Annotated in this window: 15 protein-coding genes and 1 other annotated feature; of the genes, 12 read left to right on the top strand and 3 right to left on the bottom strand. The window is 41.7% G+C overall.

From position 1 onward, the window contains the following. Positions 1–40: 40 nt before the first annotated feature. Together PV403_RS04870 and PV403_RS04875 are read left to right on the top strand one after the other, a co-directional pair. Positions 41–1486, top strand: a complete 1446-nt coding sequence (locus PV403_RS04870; protein WP_332083802.1) for a nicotinate phosphoribosyltransferase — start codon at positions 41–43, stop codon at positions 1484–1486. Between the two features lie 367 nt (positions 1487–1853). Next, the gene (locus PV403_RS04875) at positions 1854–2864 is read left to right on the top strand and encodes an acrylyl-CoA reductase family protein (RefSeq protein ID WP_213532626.1); all 1011 of its coding nucleotides are present in this window, start codon (positions 1854–1856) and stop codon (positions 2862–2864) included. Between the two features lie 152 nt (positions 2865–3016). Here the strand turns inward: PV403_RS04875 and PV403_RS04880 are convergent, their stop codons facing one another. Beyond that, the gene (locus PV403_RS04880; protein WP_213532728.1) at positions 3017–3538 is read right to left on the bottom strand and encodes a MogA/MoaB family molybdenum cofactor biosynthesis protein; all 522 of its coding nucleotides are present in this window, start codon (positions 3536–3538) and stop codon (positions 3017–3019) included. Between the two features lie 172 nt (positions 3539–3710). Here PV403_RS04880 and PV403_RS04885 point away from each other — a divergent pair, with 172 nt between their 5' ends. Further along, on the top strand, positions 3711–4733 hold the full coding sequence (locus PV403_RS04885) for a CobW family GTP-binding protein (protein ID WP_249717197.1): 1023 nt from the start codon (positions 3711–3713) through the stop codon (positions 4731–4733). Between the two features lie 82 nt (positions 4734–4815). Here the strand turns inward: PV403_RS04885 and PV403_RS04890 are convergent, their stop codons facing one another. Then, on the bottom strand, positions 4816–6447 hold the full coding sequence (locus PV403_RS04890) for an L-lactate permease (protein ID WP_213532627.1): 1632 nt from the start codon (positions 6445–6447) through the stop codon (positions 4816–4818). Between the two features lie 36 nt (positions 6448–6483). Continuing rightward, positions 6484–8130 (bottom strand): gamma-glutamyltransferase, encoded by a 1647-nt coding sequence (gene ggt / locus PV403_RS04895; protein ID WP_213532628.1) that lies wholly within the window; start codon positions 8128–8130, stop codon positions 6484–6486. Positions 8131–8488: 358 nt separating this feature from the next. Here ggt and PV403_RS04900 point away from each other — a divergent pair, with 358 nt between their 5' ends. From PV403_RS04900 to PV403_RS04940, 9 genes are all read left to right on the top strand, one after another. Beyond that, complete coding sequence (locus tag PV403_RS04900; protein WP_213532629.1) at positions 8489–8836, top strand: four-helix bundle copper-binding protein; 348 nt, start codon at positions 8489–8491, stop codon at positions 8834–8836. 178 nt (positions 8837–9014) lie between these two features. Next, complete coding sequence (locus PV403_RS04905; protein ID WP_213532630.1) at positions 9015–9851, top strand: alpha/beta fold hydrolase; 837 nt, start codon at positions 9015–9017, stop codon at positions 9849–9851. Positions 9852–9904: 53 nt separating this feature from the next. Continuing rightward, positions 9905–10165, top strand: a binding site (T-box leader). A gap of 53 nt (positions 10166–10218) precedes the next feature. After that, positions 10219–11916 (top strand): arginine--tRNA ligase, encoded by a 1698-nt coding sequence (gene argS, locus PV403_RS04910; protein ID WP_213532631.1) that lies wholly within the window; start codon positions 10219–10221, stop codon positions 11914–11916. Between the two features lie 31 nt (positions 11917–11947). After that, entirely contained in the window at positions 11948–12820 is an 873-nt protein-coding gene (locus PV403_RS04915) for an ATP-binding cassette domain-containing protein (RefSeq protein WP_213532632.1), read from the top strand. Between the two features lie 24 nt (positions 12821–12844). After that, positions 12845–13555 (top strand): hypothetical protein, encoded by a 711-nt coding sequence (locus PV403_RS04920; RefSeq protein ID WP_332083734.1) that lies wholly within the window; start codon positions 12845–12847, stop codon positions 13553–13555. Between the two features lie 187 nt (positions 13556–13742). Beyond that, positions 13743–14699 carry an ABC transporter permease gene (locus PV403_RS04925; RefSeq protein WP_213532634.1) on the top strand — a complete coding sequence of 319 codons (957 nt, stop codon included), beginning with the start codon at positions 13743–13745 and terminating at the stop codon, positions 14697–14699. 46 nt (positions 14700–14745) lie between these two features. After that, complete coding sequence (locus PV403_RS04930; RefSeq protein WP_213532635.1) at positions 14746–15642, top strand: carbohydrate ABC transporter permease; 897 nt, start codon at positions 14746–14748, stop codon at positions 15640–15642. A gap of 70 nt (positions 15643–15712) precedes the next feature. Next, on the top strand, positions 15713–17377 hold the full coding sequence (locus tag PV403_RS04935) for an extracellular solute-binding protein (protein ID WP_213532636.1): 1665 nt from the start codon (positions 15713–15715) through the stop codon (positions 17375–17377). Between the two features lie 130 nt (positions 17378–17507). Continuing rightward, positions 17508–18674: a response regulator transcription factor gene (locus PV403_RS04940; protein WP_332083735.1), complete on the top strand. Its 1167-nt coding sequence runs from the start codon at positions 17508–17510 to the stop codon at positions 18672–18674. Positions 18675–18676 lie beyond the last annotated feature (2 nt).

Below are 18676 nucleotides of genomic sequence, written 5' to 3' on the forward strand. Positions count from 1 at the left end.
TTGTTTGTGGCTTCACAAGAGGCCTGAGAGGATGAGACAGATGCAAACCACAAGCCTGGCATTACATACGGATAAATATCAAATTAATATGATGTATGCGCATTGGGTGAATGGAACTCACAAACGCAAAGCCGTATTTGAGGCTTATTTCCGCAAGTTGCCTTTTAAAAATGGTTACGCCGTTTTTGCAGGACTTGAACGGATCGTACATTATATTAGTAACCTCAAGTTCACAATGGAGGACATTACGTATTTATCCAGCCAGGAGGAAAATTATGATCCGGTATTTCTTGAAGAATTGCTGCAGTTTACTTTCCAAGGCACGATTTACGCAATGAAAGAAGGAGCACTCGTATTTCCGGATGAGCCGCTAGTCCGCGTCGAAGGAAATATTATGGAAGCCCAGCTTGTTGAGACTGCGATCTTAAACTTTATGAACTATCAAACACTGATCGCTACCAAAGCTTCTCGAATTAAACAAGTTGCCGGCAACAATACATTACTAGAGTTTGGGACAAGAAGAGCACAAGAAGCGGATGCGGCAATATGGGGAGCACGTGCTGCTTATGTAGCAGGTTTTGATGCGACGTCGAACATGCTTGCTGGAGAGCAGTTTGGTATTCCAACAGCAGGTACGCATGCACATTCTTGGGTACAAAGTTTTGAAAGTGAGCAGGAGGCATTTGATGCCTATGCAAAAGTAATGCCAGACCAGGTCACACTCCTCGTCGATACGTTTGATACCCTTGGAAGCGGTGTGCCTCATGCCATTGAGACAGCTAAGAAACTGGAAGCCCAAGGTAAGAAAATGAATGCGATTCGGCTCGATAGCGGTGACCTTGCTTACCTATCTATTCAGGCAAGAAAAATGCTTGATGAAGCCGGTTTTCCATATGTTAAAATTGTAGCTTCTAATGATCTGGACGAACACACCATCTTCAATCTAAAAGCTCAAGGGGCACAGATTGATACTTGGGGCGTGGGTACTCAGCTCATTACAGCAGCAGATCAGCCTTCACTTGGCGGCGTCTATAAGTTAGTAGAACGTGAAGTAGGAGAGGGCATGCAGCCGACAATCAAAATTTCTGCAAATCCCGAGAAGGTAACAACTCCCGGTAAAAAAGAAGTGTACCGGCTTGTAGACCCTAAAACGAACAAAGCCATCGCTGATTATATCTGCTATCCTGACGATGAACAGCCTAAGCAGAAAGAACCATTGCAATTATTTAATCCCGTACATCCTTACATGAAAAAGACGATTAAAAATTACGATGTGGTTACTATGCTTGAGCCTATATTTGTCGAAGGAAAGAAAGTGTACGAACTTCCTACGCTAGAACAAATTCGCGAGTATCATCGGGAGCAGATTAATATGTTCTGGCCAGAATACTTGCGTAAGTTAAATCCGGAAATCTACCGGGTAAACATTAGCCCAGCTGCATGGAATTTAAAACAAAAAATGATTTCGGACTATATTCATTCCTAAATGAATTCATAAGTGATTCAATTTCAATGAGTTGTGAAGTTGATTCATGTGAAGATAATTATTAAAAAGGTCGCCCTAAAGGCGGCCTTTTTCGATTATAGTACACTCATTGATTTTTACCCGGGAAATAATTGCTTCATTTCTCTAAAAATTATTTCTCGGGAAAGCGCACCAGTTGGCATTTCCCGCCAAAATACTACGGACTTAGTCATATAGAAGTAGAATGGGGTCCATGCGTTTCTCACCTTATATATAGGGTAATTTTAATAAATACAGTTGTTATATAACTCATGGAAAATAGTAGTAAGTTATGTAACAATGGTGCAGGTAAAGGATACAAGAATAGATAAAGAGGAGAGATGGAGAAATGGGCGAAGTAAACAAACAGACGTTTCAAGCATATATGGTTCGTAAGGATGACAATGGGTTTCGGGCAGGGCTGGAACCCATCACATTAGCTGACTTGCCTGACGCAGATGTTACGATTAAGGTAGAGTACTCCAGTGTCAATTATAAAGATGGACTGGCTAGCATAGAAGAAGGAAAAGTTGTTCGTGGATATCCTGTTATTCCGGGGATCGATCTCGCAGGGACCGTTACTCAGTCATCAGACGATAGATTCAAAAAAGGAGATAAGGTACTCGCCACAGGTTATGAACTGGGTGTAAAACACTTTGGCGGTTATAGTCCTTATGCGAAAGTACCTGGAGATTGGCTGGTACCTCTTCCTGAGGGTTTAACAACGAAAGAAGCGATGGCGATTGGCACAGCAGGATTTACGGCTGCGATGTCAGTAGAGAGTCTCCTGCGGACAGGTATAAACCAAAATTCCGGTCCAGTTCTTGTAGCTGGTGCGAGCGGGGGTGTTGGAAGTATGGCGATTTCCATTCTGTCAGCCCTTGGCTTTGAAGTAACCGCAAGTACAGGGAAGAAAGAACAGGAAGAGGAACTACTTCAGAAGCTCGGAGCAACGCAGGTAATAACGCGAGAAGAAGCTTATGAGAAGGGAAAAGGTCCTCTATCTGCCGAACGTTATGCAGGGGTAGTCGATCCTGTAGGAGGCAAAATGCTGCAGAGTGTGCTTGGATCTGTGAAATACGGGGGAGGCGTGGCTCTCTCTGGTATGACAGGCGGTTATCAGTTTGAATCCAGTGTCATTCCATTTATTTTACGCGGGGTACAGCTCATCGGTATTGATTCTGTATATTGTCCGGCTGAAAGACGTGCTCAGCTTTGGAAACATCTCGGTAAAGAGTGGAAACCCAAATCGGCGCTGCAACTGGGCGTAAATGAAATTTCGCTGGAAGAACTGCCAGCCACGTTAAGTCGCATTTTGGATGGTAAAGCGGTAGGACGTACCGTTGTGAAGTTGTCGTAGAATAAGAAGACTACCAAGGTACTTTTAAAAAGAGCTTTACGAATGAGCTAAGCTCGCTTCTACTTTCATTAAACAAACAAGGCAACGGATGCTAGCGACAGTTGCCTTGTTTTTGTATTTCAATTAGTTAATTGCTTTTATATTTCAATTAGTTAACTATTTTTATATATCTCTCGCATAACATGACGTAATTCTGGAGCAATAATTCGGGTAATAGCGAGCTTGACTGCACCCCTCGATCCTGGCATTGAAAATACAGCTTTCGAACCGATTGTACCCGCAACTGCTCTGCTTAGAATAGCAGCTGTGCCGATATCCTCAGTAAAACTAAGGTATCGGAATATTTCCCCGAATCCGGGAAGTTCCTTGTCGAGCAAAGAGTGTACTGCTTCGTACGTATTGTCACGTGGTGAAATTCCCGTTCCCCCAGTTAATAAAATAGCCTCGATATCATCTCTCATTACCGCTTGATGAATCACGGACTGTATAGTAGCCGTCTCATCAGGGATAATGATATAATCGACAACAGCGTAGCCGTTTGTAAGGAGAAGTTCCTGCATGAGCTGTCCGCCAGTATCTGTATCTAAGGTACGTGTATCCGATACCGTAATGACCATACAGTTTACACTAGGCGGTGCCTTCTGTTTGTGCTCTTCGACAGAATTCATAAAGATCAATCCTCCAAATTCAAGATATGAATCTACTTTAGACGATTACTTCACGAGACGCAAACGAAGTGGATATTTGTCAGATAGTAGTAAGACAGACGAAGCAGCTACTTAATGAATAACAGAATCATGTACTCTTTGAGTAAAATGAAATGCACCAGTTGGGAAGGAAGTAGGAATGAAGATGACACCCGAGCAAACTACGGACAATAAGACAATACCTGTATATATTTTATCTGGGTTTTTAGGAAGCGGAAAAACAACATTACTAGTGAAGCTGCTTGCGTATTGGAAAAGTAAAGGAATGACTCCTGCTGTTGTAATGAATGAGCTGGGGGAGGTTAACCTTGACGGTGAAATCATTGGAAAAGATGTAAGCATGGCTGAAATACTTGGAGGATGTATTTGTTGTTCTGTACGAGGTGACCTTGCTCCGCAGCTCGTGGAATTGGTACAGAGTTCATCTCCCGATGTGATTGTGATCGAAGCAACGGGAGCCGCAAATCCAGTGGAAATTTTAGATGGGATTGCGGATACGTCCTTATATGTGAAACTTCAGATCAGGGAATTAATCTCTGTTGTAGACAGTATTCACTTACTAGATACGTACAGGAAGCAGAAGGGAAAAACGTTCCGATTGATGCAAGAGCAAATTCGTGCTGCTTCTCAATTGCTGCTGAACAAAATTGATCTTGTGACGGAAGAGGAACGTCAGGAGCTGGTAGAATGTATACGCAGATGGAATCCGCATGCTGAGATTCATCTGACGAACTACTGTGCCACTCCGCCTACAGCGATCTTAAGAGAGAATGAACTTCCGGGCGTGTCTGCCGATCACCGTTCTGAATCCGCACAAGAGGAGAGTCATAACAGCTCAGAATCTAGTCACACTCATTCACATGATCATGTAATGGCCTATACTCATTATTTCTCAAAACCCATTAATAGTGTACAGTTCGAGTCATGGCTAAAGCAGTTGCCAAGAGATATCTACCGTGCAAAAGGAATTGTTACTTTTTCGGATACCAACAGCCGGTTTTTGTTCCAGTTCGCTTATCGTGAAACAGATTTCACGAAGCTCCGAAGCAGCGATCGTTTAGAAGATGTAGGTGTTTTTATCGGAGAACATTTCTCAAAAACAGAGATAGAGCAGTCATTACGGCAGCTAGAACATGATAATAGTCGGGATTCTTCGATTTAGTATTCTCGTAAAAGAAAAGCCCGCAGCGAAACTGACTTTGTCAGTCGGACTGCGGGCATGTTTTTCATTATAAAGTTCAGAGTTAATTAAACATCAAGTGGAACAACACAGCGACTGCAGATATACAAACAGTACAGATACCAAGGAAAATGAGTGTTGGTTTATAAATCTTTTTTGTTTCTTTACCCTTAATCCCAGCAGTCGATGTACCTAGAATAATATTGGCTGGGGCAACGACGTTACCTACCGCACCCCCTGCGGATTGAGAAGCAATAACTTGTTCCAGTTTTAACCCATCCATGGATTCCACGACAGAAGCATGCAGTGGTGAAAATAGAACATTTGCGGATGTACTGGAAGAAGTAATATATGCACCTGCTACACCAATCATGCTGGCAAGCGCAGCATATACGACAGGTGATGAGACAGCAGCAATCCCAAGAGCAAGCACATTCGTCTGACCTGAATGTTCCATCGTCTGCGCCACCGTAAGAAATGCAATAATAGCCATGGATGCACCTAATGCTTCGGATGCTGTCCCTTTTCCGATTACTTGTAAGGGGTTCTTTCCTTCGCTAGTCAAGGATTTATAATGGCCTTTTGTTTTGTACCAGAAGTAGCCAAAAATACTTGAAATGAATAAATAAAGTCCTGGGTGGGTGAATGGTGCGATAGGGGAGTAAGCGCTTTCCGACTCCGTTGTGTAATCAAACCCAGTCGACACTTCTGGAAATGCAAAACCAAATTCCACAGATTCGAGAAACTTTAATATAAAAGGAACTCCGAGCATGGCGATCGAGAGACCTGTCAGTACATAATAAGGCATGAATGCAGTATGAAGCGGCATCTTAACCTCTGAATCATCTTCATCTGGACTCTCGAAAATTGAACTGGCATTTTCAAGTTCTTCGTTCCGTTCTTTGTAACGTGTAAAGCGTGAGAATACAATGACTGCACCTAAAGATAATGTTGCGGGAACAAAGGCGCTGATTGTAGGATTCACCTGGAGCAAGGCTAATTGTCCTCCTCCTTGAATCAGGGATACAACGAAGACAAAGGGCCACACTGCGCGAATTCCCTTCCACTTGGCGAATAAATAACAAATCATAAATCCACCTAGCAGATTTGGTATCCATAGTAAAATCCCATGATAGAGTAATGATTCCGTTTGATTCTCGATGTCAACAACATTGAGTGTCGCCATCCATCCAACTGCCAGGGTACCGAACATTTTGCCCCAGGCATGTCCGATTAAAGCGATAACAATAGCCATATAGGGTTTGACTCCAAGCCCAATAAGTAGTGGAGTCACAATCGCAATAGGGGCGCCAAAGCCGGCAATTCCTTGCAATATGGAGGAAAATATCCATCCGAATGCCAGGACGAGGAACAGGTAGTTTTGACTATACTTTTCAATTCCTTTGCGAATCGCCTTGAAAGCACCAGCTTTATCTGCCACTTGATAAATGAGCAGTGCTGGCCATACGACGAGTAAAATAAAGAACGCATCCCATACTCCCTTGCCTATACCAACGAGAGCAGTATCCCACGGAACGTTAAAGAAAATAAAAGCAATACCTAACGACAGGGCTAGAGCGATACCACCGGATACGGCGCCAGACCAGCTAAACCACACCATCATAACAAGAAGTGCGATTAGCGGTAACAGTGATAACGTCCAGTACGATAATGTAATAGGAAGTTGATGATCCAACGATAGTCCTCCTTTTTTTAAGATAGACAAATCTTGTTACCAGCTTAGGGCAATGCCGTCGCCTCGGGGATCAGCCCCCGCTGAAAGACTGCCTTTGTTCTTATTGATTACAATACCTTGAGCGTGTCCCATTTCTTCAGCCCATTCCGGAGCTAGCTGCACATCGTGTCCTTTTGTCTTTAATACCTCGAAAACGGCTGACGTCGCACGCGACTCTAATTTGAAGGATTCGGTATTTTCTCCCCAGGTTCTCCCGTATAACCATCGTGGTGCTTCAATCGCTTGCTGAATGTCATATCCATAATCAATAACACGGGTAACAAGCGAAGCTTGGGTCTGAGGTTGTCCTTCTCCGCCCATTGATCCATACAACATAAAGAGATCTCCGTCCTTTAATGCCATAGCCGGAATAATCGTATGAAAAGTATGCTTTTCTGGTTCAAGAGAGTTAGGGTGGTCTTCATCGAGTGAAAAGAATGAACCTCTATTTTGGAGTAAAATACCTGTGCCTTCTGGAATAAACATCGACCCGAATTCATGGAATATGCTCTCAATTAGAGAGACCCCGTTACCTTCACTGTCCACTACAGCCATGTATACAGTATCTCTATTCATAACTAAGTCCCAGTGGTCTTCTTTATCCGCAGCTGTCTCTTTGCTTATCTGTTCACTCGTTTCCTTTACATGCTGCTTGCTTAGTAAATCTTCAAGCGGAATATCTATCGTTCGGGGGTCTGTTACATAACGATCTCGAAATGTAAAAGCCAGCTTTGCCACTTCTGCCATAAGGTGATAGTATTCCGGTGTCTGATCTCCGATCTCATTCATATCATATTCTTCAAGATAGTTGAGCATCATGAGTGCTGCCATACCTTGTGTATTTGGCTGTGTTTGATGTACTTCATAACCGCGGTACATTGTAGATATAGATTCTTCCCATTGTGCTTGGTGAGAAGAGAAATCATCCTTGCACAACATTCCCCGCGCCTTCTTCACGCCATCACATATCGCATCAGCCAGTTCCCCTTTGTAGAAGACACTTGCTCCTTGCTTCGACAGTAGTCGCAGCGAATGTCCAAGATCTGTTTGCTTTAAGATTTCGCCCGGCGCAAGGGGTTTGTCATCAGGTAAAAAAATACGTGCAGCTTCTTTATGCTCTGAAAGTTCATCTTGAAACCGCTCAATAAATCGGCTGAGCTTTAGTGAAACAGGAAATCCTTGCTCCGCATAATAAATTGCTGATTCAAACAGGGACTCCCAAGGGAGTTTACCATATTCATCATGCATTGTTTTCCAACTATTTACTGCACCGGGGACAGTGATCGCTGACAGTACACCGCGGCTTGGAATCTTTTTATGCCCTCTCTCGTTGTAAAACTCCCGAGTTGCCAGCTTCGATGCAGAACCGCTTCCATTAAGTGCTCGTATTTCCTTCTTCTTGTTGTCCCACAGTAAAGAGAACAGATCTCCACCAAGACCCGCCATATGCGGATAAACTACACAAAGTGTTAGATTCATTGCAATTGCCGCATCAACTGCATGTCCACCTCGTCGAAGGATATCATAGCCCGCGATGGTTGCTAAATAATGCGGGGATGTCACTGCTCCGCGAGTTCCCGTAGCAGGTGGTCTACCTGTTATCATCGAAGCATGAGAACCACCTTTTTCATAATGGAATGTCATTCAATCTCACCCTTTCTGTGAATAGTAGGTGTTTCAATACTGGGTCCTTTGACATAAACAGGGACTTTCGACATATTACCCCACATAAAGAGAGGTAATCATAAAATACATGGTCAATTTTGTGAATTCACTATGAAGAGGCAACAAAGAGGCTTAGTAAGTGCATAGTAAGATAAGTAAGGCTACAATCTCAGGAGATGCTCAGAGGCTTTAATTAAGTGGGAGTAGAAATTTACAGCATAAGAAGACATTATCTCATAAATGGTCGAATTTTCGCGGTTGCTATTGCATATTGATTAGCGTATCCGTTCTTCGGGTAATAGAAGAACAAATAGCGAATACACGGAGGTATATCATAATGACATTGACAAACTTAGAGATCGAAAAGCAAACCAAAATTGCAGCATGTATTGAAGCAATGAATGCGTGTAATAAATGCTATGTATCCAGCTTAAAAGAATATGATCTAGCTTCCCTATGTGAAAGCATGAAATATAATAAAGAAGCAGCCGAAATCTGCAGTTTTGCAGCAGCAGCCCTTAGCCGTGGAACGGTATTTGAACAAGAAATTTTGGCTCTTGTCGTAAAAGCTTGTGAACAATGTGCAAATGAAAGTGAGAAATTTGAACATACTCATTGCCAAAGTAGTGCAGAAGCTTGCCGCCGCTGTGCAGAGATCTGCTCAACAATGAGCATGGCTGTATGATGGGTTGTTTTCCTGTATATGAGCGAGGAAGAGAAGTAGCAGAAGAAGGAGTTTAATCCTTGTTCTGCTTTTTTTGTGAGATTCTATAGAATATCCCTATCTATTTACATTTAATACTATAAACTTGTCTCTAACATAAGCTTAAAGGTGCAGGAAACTCAGAAAGGAGTTCGCTATCGTGTGGAAAGGAAACTTTGTTGAAACGAGCAGGGGGCGATTTGAGTATTTTATATGTGGAGAAGGAGAACCATTAGCAATTACACATTTCTATATGGCTTTCGATGATCGCGGAAATTTGTTTGCGAGTCCATTTACTGAACGATATAAGGTGCATTTAATTAATGTAAGGGGAGCGGGGAATTCCGCCAAAGTTGAACACGATAGTCAATTAAGCTTGAAAGAAATGGTTAAAGATTTTGAAGCGATTAGAGAAGCGTTAGGATTTGAAAAATGGGCTTTCGCAGGTCATTCAACGGGAGGAATGCTTGCACTACAATATGCCATTGAAGCACCCCATTCGCTAATGAAAGTAATTGCTGGATGTACCGCTGCAAGTAACGAATATGCTAGCCATCCAAGAAGCATGTACTGTTCGAAAAACGAGAATTTTCAGCGGATTATTGAAATTATGGAGTTACTTAATAACCCAAATACTTTACAAGAAGAACGTAAAAAATTGAACTACGAATGGGCTTTAATGTCGTATCATTCCGAGGAAAAACTAAAGCAAGCATTAACACTTCCAAATAGTGGACGAACCATGGGGAGAAGTCTTGATTATTTTAGAAAAGTAGAAGTTAAAAACTTTGACCATCGTGAACAATTAAAAAAGGTACATATTCCGGTCTACGTGTTTGCAGGAAAATTTGATGCACAATGTCCGGTCGAATATGGTATTGAAATAGCAACATTAATACCTGATGCCAAATTTACGATTTTTAATAAATCAAATCATAATCCGTTCATAGAGGAAGAAGAAGCATTCAAAGATTTCGTGAAATTTAGCCAAAAATAATCCCTCGAAAAGGTTGCGCTTTGCAGAAACTAAATATATAATATTACAAAATTATACAATCGATGATCAAGAGAGTAATCCAGGACACCGTATTGTTAGCGAACCGGGTTGGTGGAAGCCGGTATGCAGGATCTGGTATGAAACGCACTTGGGAGATGGTATGCCGAAATCGAAGTAGGCGTATCCGGTCATGTGGACGTTACCCGCATATAAGGGGAATAGATACTCCTTATTCGTTATGTTTTTTGCAGAAGCGAATGGTTGATCTATTCACATAGAGTGGTACCGCGGGAATAATAGCTCTCGTCTCTGATAAACAGAGATGAGGGCTTTTTTTGATATCCAATTTTAAAGGAGTGTAGTAAGGATGTTAACAAAAAAGATAGCTGGGATTTTAGATTTACATGTTGATATGACTGCACAAGAGATAGAAGCTATGTTAGAACAGCCGCCCCATCCTGAAATGGGGGATGTTGCCTTTCCATGTTTTTTGCTGGCTAAATCTCTAAAAAAATCACCTGTTATTATAGCAGCTGAACTAGCAGCTTCTATTCAAGAAACCGGGATAACCGCAATGGCAGCGGGTCCGTATGTTAATTTCTTTTTTCAGCGGAGTACTGCTGCCGAGGCTATATTCGCTCAGTTAAGTCATCCGGACTTTGGGAAGCTTTCTATAGGAGAAGGGAAAAAAGTAGTCATTGATATGTCTTCTCCCAACATAGCTAAACCTTTTGGAGTAGGCCATCTTCGTTCAACAGTGATTGGTGCCGCTCTATATCGAATGTACGAAATCGCAGGATACAGCGTAGAAAATGTAAATCACCTTGGAGACTGGGGAACCCAATTTGGTAAACAAATCGCGGCTTATAAAAGATGGGGGGATGACGAGAAACTGGCCAAAGAGCCCATAAGAGAATCACTTAACCTATATGTGAAGTTTCACGATGAAGAAGAGCATGATCAGACGCTCAGCCAAGAAGCAAGAGAATGGTTTCGCAAATTAGAACAAGGTGATGAGGAAGCCACTAGGTTGTGGAATTATTTTGTCAAGATCAGTATGCAGGAATTTGAACGGATGTATAAGCGTCTTGGTGTAGACTTTGACCATGTTCTTGGCGAAAGCTTCTATATTGATAAAACGGCAGGAATTGTGACAAAGCTCCAGGAGTCGGGTCTTCTTATCGAAAGCGATGAAGCGCTCGTTGTCCCGCTGGAAGAGGAAGGATTGCCGCCATGTCTTATTATTAAGCAGGATGGTACGACGATTTACCCTACAAGAGATCTCGCAACCGCTTTTTATCGCCGTGAAGTAATGGGCGCAGATGAAATTCTTTATGTAGTCGGTGCGGAGCAAAAGCTTCATTTTCAGCAGGTCATCGCAGTTCTTCGCAAGTTGGGCGAGCCTTGGGCGGAAGACTTCATCCATGTTCCGTTTGGTTTAATGAAATTTGAAGGGCGCAAAATGTCCACGAGACGGGGGAAAGTCGTTTTTCTGGAGGAGGTTCTTGATGAAGCTGTTCAGCGGGCACGTGAAATTATCAATTCAAAAAACCCGAATCTGCCAAATGCAGAAGAGGTAGCGGAGCAAGTAGGTATAGGAGCGATTGTATTTGGAGATCTCAAAAATCATCGGTTAAATGAAGTTAATTTCTCACTCAAAGAGGCGCTTAGTTTTGAAGGAGAAACAGGCCCGTATGTGCAATATACGTATGCGAGGATTCAAAGCCTGCTTACAAAAGCACAGGGAATCGTTCCAGGGGGCAATACAAGGTCCTCTATATCGTTAGATAAAATATCAATAAGTGATGCTGCTTGGAATTTGTTAAAGCATCTCTCCAGATACCCGGAGTATCTTGAAAAAGCAGTCTGTTTAAAAGAACCTTCCATACTCGCGAGGTATGTTATTGATACGGCTCAATTATTCAATCGTTTATATCATCATGAACGTTTTCTGGACGGTGAACCGCAAGAGCTGGAGTATAAACTTTATCTAGCACAAGTGTCAGGTGAACGGATTCATCAGATCCTCACCTTGCTTGGAGTGAAAACACCGGAACGTATGTAAGTTATTATCGTTCAGGGAGGGAGGAGAGTTCATGTTCATTGAATTAGATCGAGTATCAAAGAGGTATGGAGAGAAAGTGGTGATCTCGGATGTTTCTCTGCAAATTAATCAGGGAGAGTGTCTTGTGCTGATCGGTGATAATGGGTCAGGCAAAACGACCCTCCTTCGATTACTTGCGGAGTTAATCTACCCAACGGAAGGAAAAGTGCTAAGGAAAATAACCGGAGGCACTAAAAAGACATTACTAAGAAGAACAGGATATGCGATTGATCGTTTACCCGTAACTAATTTTACAGCAGAAGATTATTTACTTGCCATGGGCTTAATACAAGGTCTCAGTAAGAAGGAAATTCTGTATCACACGGGCATGTGGTTTGAATTATTTGGACTTATGGAGGATAAAAATGAGCAGATTGCCTCTTATTCAAAGGGGATGAGACAGAAGGTAAATATCATGCAAAGCTTGTTAGGGGATCCAGAACTTTTGCTGCTCGATGAGCCTTTGTCTGGCTTAGATCGGAACTCTCAGCGGAATCTGATTCAATTACTATCAGAGTACAAGAAAACAAAGATGACCCTAGTATGTGCGAGTCATGAACATTTAATTGTAAGCGAACTTGCAGATCGCGTAGTAGAAATGCAAAGAGGAAAGTTGATACGATTGCTGCAACCAGAAGAAATAGTGACCATAGATACCACCCTAGTTCGAGTTACCAATCTTTCCGAAGCAGAAGCAAAAGTCCTTTCTACCGCTGAAGGCATCATTGAACTTAGTACACAGTCAAAAAAAGAAGCTGAACCCGAAATAACGATTATCATGCACTCTAGCCATAGCGATATTATACTAGCACATATCCTAGCAAAAGGCGGATCGATACAATCCGTGATCAGAGAAGAAAAATAAACGGTTTTGAAAGGAGGGATAAAGTTGATCTTATCTAATATAACGTATCTTCTACGTACCTATCTGAGATCAAATGCTTATTTTGTACCTTGTATTCTATACGTCTTCATTACGATGTTATTGTATTCCTATAAGCCAAATCCGATTGCTGATAGTTACAGTATAACGGCAATATTTCTATTTTTCATATCTTGCTGGGTAGGAAGAAGTTTATATCATGCAGAAAGCCCGGATCAGCGGGCCGTTACACTTACCCATTCTCCACATAGGTGGAAATACTATTTATCCGAATGGTTATCTGCTATCGCAGTGACCTTCATTTTAGCAGCGATCGCAATCCTTTATCCGGTTATTACGATGATGTTTCAAGGCTATCCAAATGTGAATGAATGGGTTACAGCGATTAGCGGGCATTTCACGCTCGGGATTTTAGGATCGTCTTTAGCACTGCTAACCCAGCGAAGTATGATTCCTCAATTGAATTATGGATTAAATCTCCTTATTTTATGGTCCATTACAGGCATATTGCATACACAATTGATAGCAATCCTGCCTGATTCCGTCCAATTTATCAGCTGGGTTTTACCTCCGGTATTACCACTTATTCAACAAATGCTCACACCTGAATCGATTTGGCCTATGTTAGGTTTGGTGATTTATTCAATTGTATACGCTTTTATCTTAGGTTCATGTTATGTTTATCTATCTTCCAAAAAAAGAGATGTCATGTTATAACGCTTACATCTTTTTTTGTTCACATATGTAAACGCTGTCTTTACGAAATTATTATTTTTTAATAAAAAAACGTTATTTTGTGTTACGATTACTTACATTATCATTGATTTTTATCAAATATCGTTAATTACATATATAGTTTCCTCTCCAAGAAGGTTTTACAATAAAAGCAAGAGGAGGGGGAACAATGTCACAGATCTCTACGGACATTAGAGTGGCGGAGCGCAAAAAACCAAGAGGTCTAGCGGTTCGGTTATGGAAACAATGGGAACTCCAGCTTATGGTGATCCCGGCGTTGATTATTGTATTCATATTTAGCTATATTCCGATGTATGGTGTGCTGATGGCCTTTCAGGATTACAGTATTTTTGATGGGTTTTGGGCTAGCCCTTGGGTAGGATTTAAACATTTTGAAATGTTCTTTAATGCACCTGAATTCTGGACCATTATGAGAAATACGCTCGTCATAAGTGCGTTAAAGTTAATCATTGGTTTTCCTGCCCCCATTATCCTAGCGCTGATGTTGAATGAAGTTAAACAGATGGCGTTTAAACGAGTAATTCAGACGATAAGTTATTTACCGCATTTTCTGTCTTGGGTTATTGTTGCAGGATTCGCAATGTCGATTCTCTCAACGGATAATGGTAGCTTAAATATTTTGTTGCAGTCCCTGCATGTAATTGATGAACCTATCGGATTTCTTGGGACAGCTGATTATTTCTGGACAATTCTTGTAAGTACCAATGTATGGAAAGAAATTGGATTTAACTCGATTGTATACTTAGCGGCGATCGCAGGAATTAACCCAAGTCTATATGAAGCGGCGGAGATGGACGGTGCAAGCCGACTAAAACAAATTTCGTTTATTACGATACCTTCCATTATGCCCGTGATTATTATCTTCTTTATCCTTGCGATTGGTAACTTATTAAATGCAGGTTTCGAAGACATCTTGCTGCTTGGATCAAACCCGGTTCTCCGAGATGTTTCCGATGTTATTGACACCTATGTTTACCGAATTGGTATAGAGAATCAGCGTTTTTCTTACGCTACAGCTGCTGGACTTTTTAAAGCGGTGATCAGTGTAACTCTCCTTACGGTAGCTAACTATATCGCACGCAGATCGGGGAACAGCTTATGGTAGGATTAATCGCGCAACAAGGAGATATGTCACAAGGGGGGGCATCTAGATGAAACACCGAAGTTTGAATGATCGATTGATGATGTTTATCATCTACACTCTTCTTATTTTACTAGGGTTCTCTACATTCTATCCTTTCTGGAATGCGCTGGTGGTTTCTTTTAATGAAGGGATGGATACGGCTCTCGGAGGTATAACCTTTTGGCCCCGGGAGTGGACACTCGAGAACTACAGCATTGTATTCCAAGACAGCCGGATATTAAATGGATTTTACATATCGATCATGAGAACACTAATCGGCACTTTATTTTCCGTTCTATTTACAGCGATGCTTGCGTTTGCGATGTCCAAACAGGACCTAATCGGCAGGAAATATTATATGGTCTTCTTTATCGTAACGATGTACTTCAGCGGTGGTTTGATTCCTTCATTTTTAGTAACACGCAGTCTTGGACTGATGGATTCTTTCTGGGTGTTCATTATCCCGACGTTGATCAGTGTATGGAATATGATTATTTTCAGAACCTTCTTTCGTGGATTACCGGATGGGTTGCTTGAGTCAGCGCAAATTGATGGATGCGGTCATTTCAGAACTTTTTTCCGCATCGTCCTTCCACTTTCAGGTCCGGTCATCGCGACGTTGTCATTATTCACGGCAATCTTCCACTGGAATGAATGGTTCTTACCGAGTATTTATATTAACAATGAGAAGTTATTGCCTATTCAATCCATGCTTCAACAGATACTGAATTCCAACATCATGAGTGAACAGATGTCGCAGCTTGACTCTGCTGCACAAGCCCGTATGTCTCGTATGCGAAACGTGACCACAAAGTCGCTTTCTATGGCAACGATGATGGTTGCTACACTACCGATCATTGCCGTCTATCCTTTTGTACAAAAGTATTTTGTGAAGGGTGTACTGGTTGGATCGCTAAAAGAATAGGTGTTTAAAGTCATTTGACTTTGGACCATAGATGGTTGTACCAGACATATTAAGGGGAGGGTTTACAAAGATGTGGAAAAAAAGAAACAAGGGAACTAGTACCTTGCTAGTTGCACTGCTTGCATCAGCCATCGGGATTGCAGGTTGTTCGAGTGGTAATGGGGGAACAGCTGCTACACCGGAAGCAGAACCTACTCCGCCAAAAGAAAACGTAGAAGCAACTTCTTTTGAGCTGGGGAAAGAAGATCTGAATTTTACTTTCTACGGTCATTATGATTGGTACACCATGCCGCAGTGGGGCGGCGACGAAGCAAGTAAATGGATCAAAGACAATAAAAAAGTGAATGTATCTGCAATTAATTCCGGGGGAAATGCGGCTCAAAAGCTAAACACGATGATTGCTGCTTCTGAACTCCCTGATGTGATCTGGATGGACCGTAATGCGGATGTGGAGCGTCTGCGTGAAGCGGGAGCGCTTGTCCCATTTGATGATTATCTTGATAAATATCCCAACCTGAAAAAGTGGGCTGGTGAAGAAACGTTAAATATGCTTCGTTCTAGTGACGGCAAATTATATCAATTCCCGAATTGGTATACTTCGCAGCCAAATGGTAATGCGGGATACTTAGTTAACAAGAAGATGTACACGGAGCTTGGTGAGCCAGCACTTGAAACAACAGAAGACTTGTATAACTACCTTGTACAAGTTAAAGCAAAATATCCGAATGTTGTTCCATTTGAACCGGATCTTGCGGTAGACGGCCAAGGGCTAGATGTTCTTTACGGTTCCTTTGGCGAAGATCATCCTCCTGTATTTGTGAAGGAAAGAGGAGTACCAAAAGATAATCAGCTGACTTCTATTTTCCTTGATCCTGTATTTAGAGAATCAACGCAATATGCAAGCAAATTGTTCCGTGAAAAATTAATGGCACAAGATGCACTTACTCAAACAAAAGACCAAATCAAGGAAAAAGTATATACAGGGCGCGTTGCGGTAGCGGCAGGTGCAAGTCCGACAGAGTATGGTGCTGTGGGTGATATTGAGCTGAAGAAGAAAGATCCAAATGATGGTTACTTCATGATTTGGCCTGTGCACAAAGAAGGACTCGACAAAAACAAAATCTGGGCGGGTACGTATAACAGTCTTGGTTGGAACGTAAGTGTCATTACGAAAAGTGCTAAAGATCCAGAAAAAATCTTTGCTTTCCTTGACTGGTACACATCTCCTGAAGGTCAACGTGTCATTATGTGGGGACCGGAAGGGAAATACTGGGATGGAACAGATGAAGATGGGGCTCCGAAATTTACGGATGCTTATGTAACAGATATTGAAGGACGTAACAAAATGATGGATGCTACAGTTAACCTTCAGTGGAATGGGAATACCGTTTTTGTTGATAATGCAAAAATGAAGTTTGAACAATCCCTTCCAGCAGATCAGCAAAACTGGGAGACAAAATATCAATCCGAAGTTACTTGGAAAACACAGTTCGATGCGACAGAATATATCAACCTTACGGCGATGCCTGAGTCCGAAGAAGGAATTATTCAGCAGCAATTGAATGAAATTTTCACAGAAGCAAGAGCCAAAGCGCTTTATGCAAAAAGTGATGAGGAAGTATTATCTATCCTAGATAAAGCCCATGAAAAAGCAGTAGGTATCGGATATGATAAGTTACTTGCTTTTAAAACAAAAAAATGGCAAGAAAATATCGCTAAAATTGCTGGGAAATAATTCAATTTAATACTCGCTCATTTCATTTAGTGAAGTATAATAATGGTAAACGCGCACCGCTCTTTTTTAGAACGGTGCAATGCGTTTATCATTTATTCGTTGTGAATTCTCTACAGGGGGGAATGACACTATGTATCAGGTACTCATTGCAGACGACGAGATTTTAGATTTGGAAGGGATGTGTCAATTTATCCCTTGGGCAGAATTGGGGCTTGAAGTTAGTGGAGCCGTGAATAATGGATTCGAAGCCTTGCAAGTGATGGAAACAAAACATGTCGATATTTTAGTTACGGATGTACATATGCCTGGGATGACTGGAATGGAGCTGGCTCGTAAAGCTCTTCAATTGCGACCAGATTTAAAATTAATATTTGTAAGCGGATACCAAGACTTCGCTTATGTTAAGGAAGCCTTGTCCTTACAAGCCTATAGTTATGTGCTGAAGCCTATGGATGATCACGAATTGATTGCCGTTCTTCAAAAAATAACGAATGAATTGAATGAAAAACTTCTGCGTGAAGAAATGGACTTGGTATTTAGTCAGGCAGCGATCAAATCGATCGAGTATCACCTAATTGGAACACGCGTAGCTCATAAAAATGAACAATATGCAGACATATACCGTATTACATCGGATGCGAAAGCGCTTATTTTTGATAAACCACTGGATTGCTTGGTCTCCTGTCTGCTTGCTTGTGACCGAGTTATGGTACAGGAAGAACTTAAAGAGATGCTTGGAGTAGCTCGTGGCGAAAACATCAAATCTCAACTACATTTTATCGTGCTGTATTTACTTATACGTATCGATCATTATGTCAGTACTCAATTGAATTACCCCATAGGTTTTATTCCTCTTAGCGAACTTGAAGTAGAGAAGATCAAAAACCATCAAACCAAAAGTGAACTTATCTCTTGGTTGACAGATCATTTATTGAATCTATTCGACATGGAGAATCACCCGAGGTTCAAGCAAAAGAAACATGCCAAGGTGATCGGGCGGGTTATCCATTATATAGAAGAACATTTACATCTGAATGTGACTCTCCGCGAGGTCGCTGACGAGCTATGCTTTTCTCCTAATTACTTAGGAGCGATCTTCAAGGAAGAGACGGGGAAAAGTTATAATGAGTATATTATTGCCCTGCGTATGGAGAAAGCCCGGGACTTATTGCAAGATCCAAAAATTAAAGTGTATGAGGTAGCTGATCGCGTCGGATACCGATATATGCCGTATTTCAGCAGACAATTCAAAGAAACATATGGTATGACTCCTATTGAATATCGTAGAAAAGCATAAGA

It is taken from the genome of Paenibacillus sp. GYB006 (genome assembly GCF_036577645.1).
In the GTDB taxonomy this organism is placed as follows: domain Bacteria; phylum Bacillota; class Bacilli; order Paenibacillales; family Paenibacillaceae; genus Paenibacillus.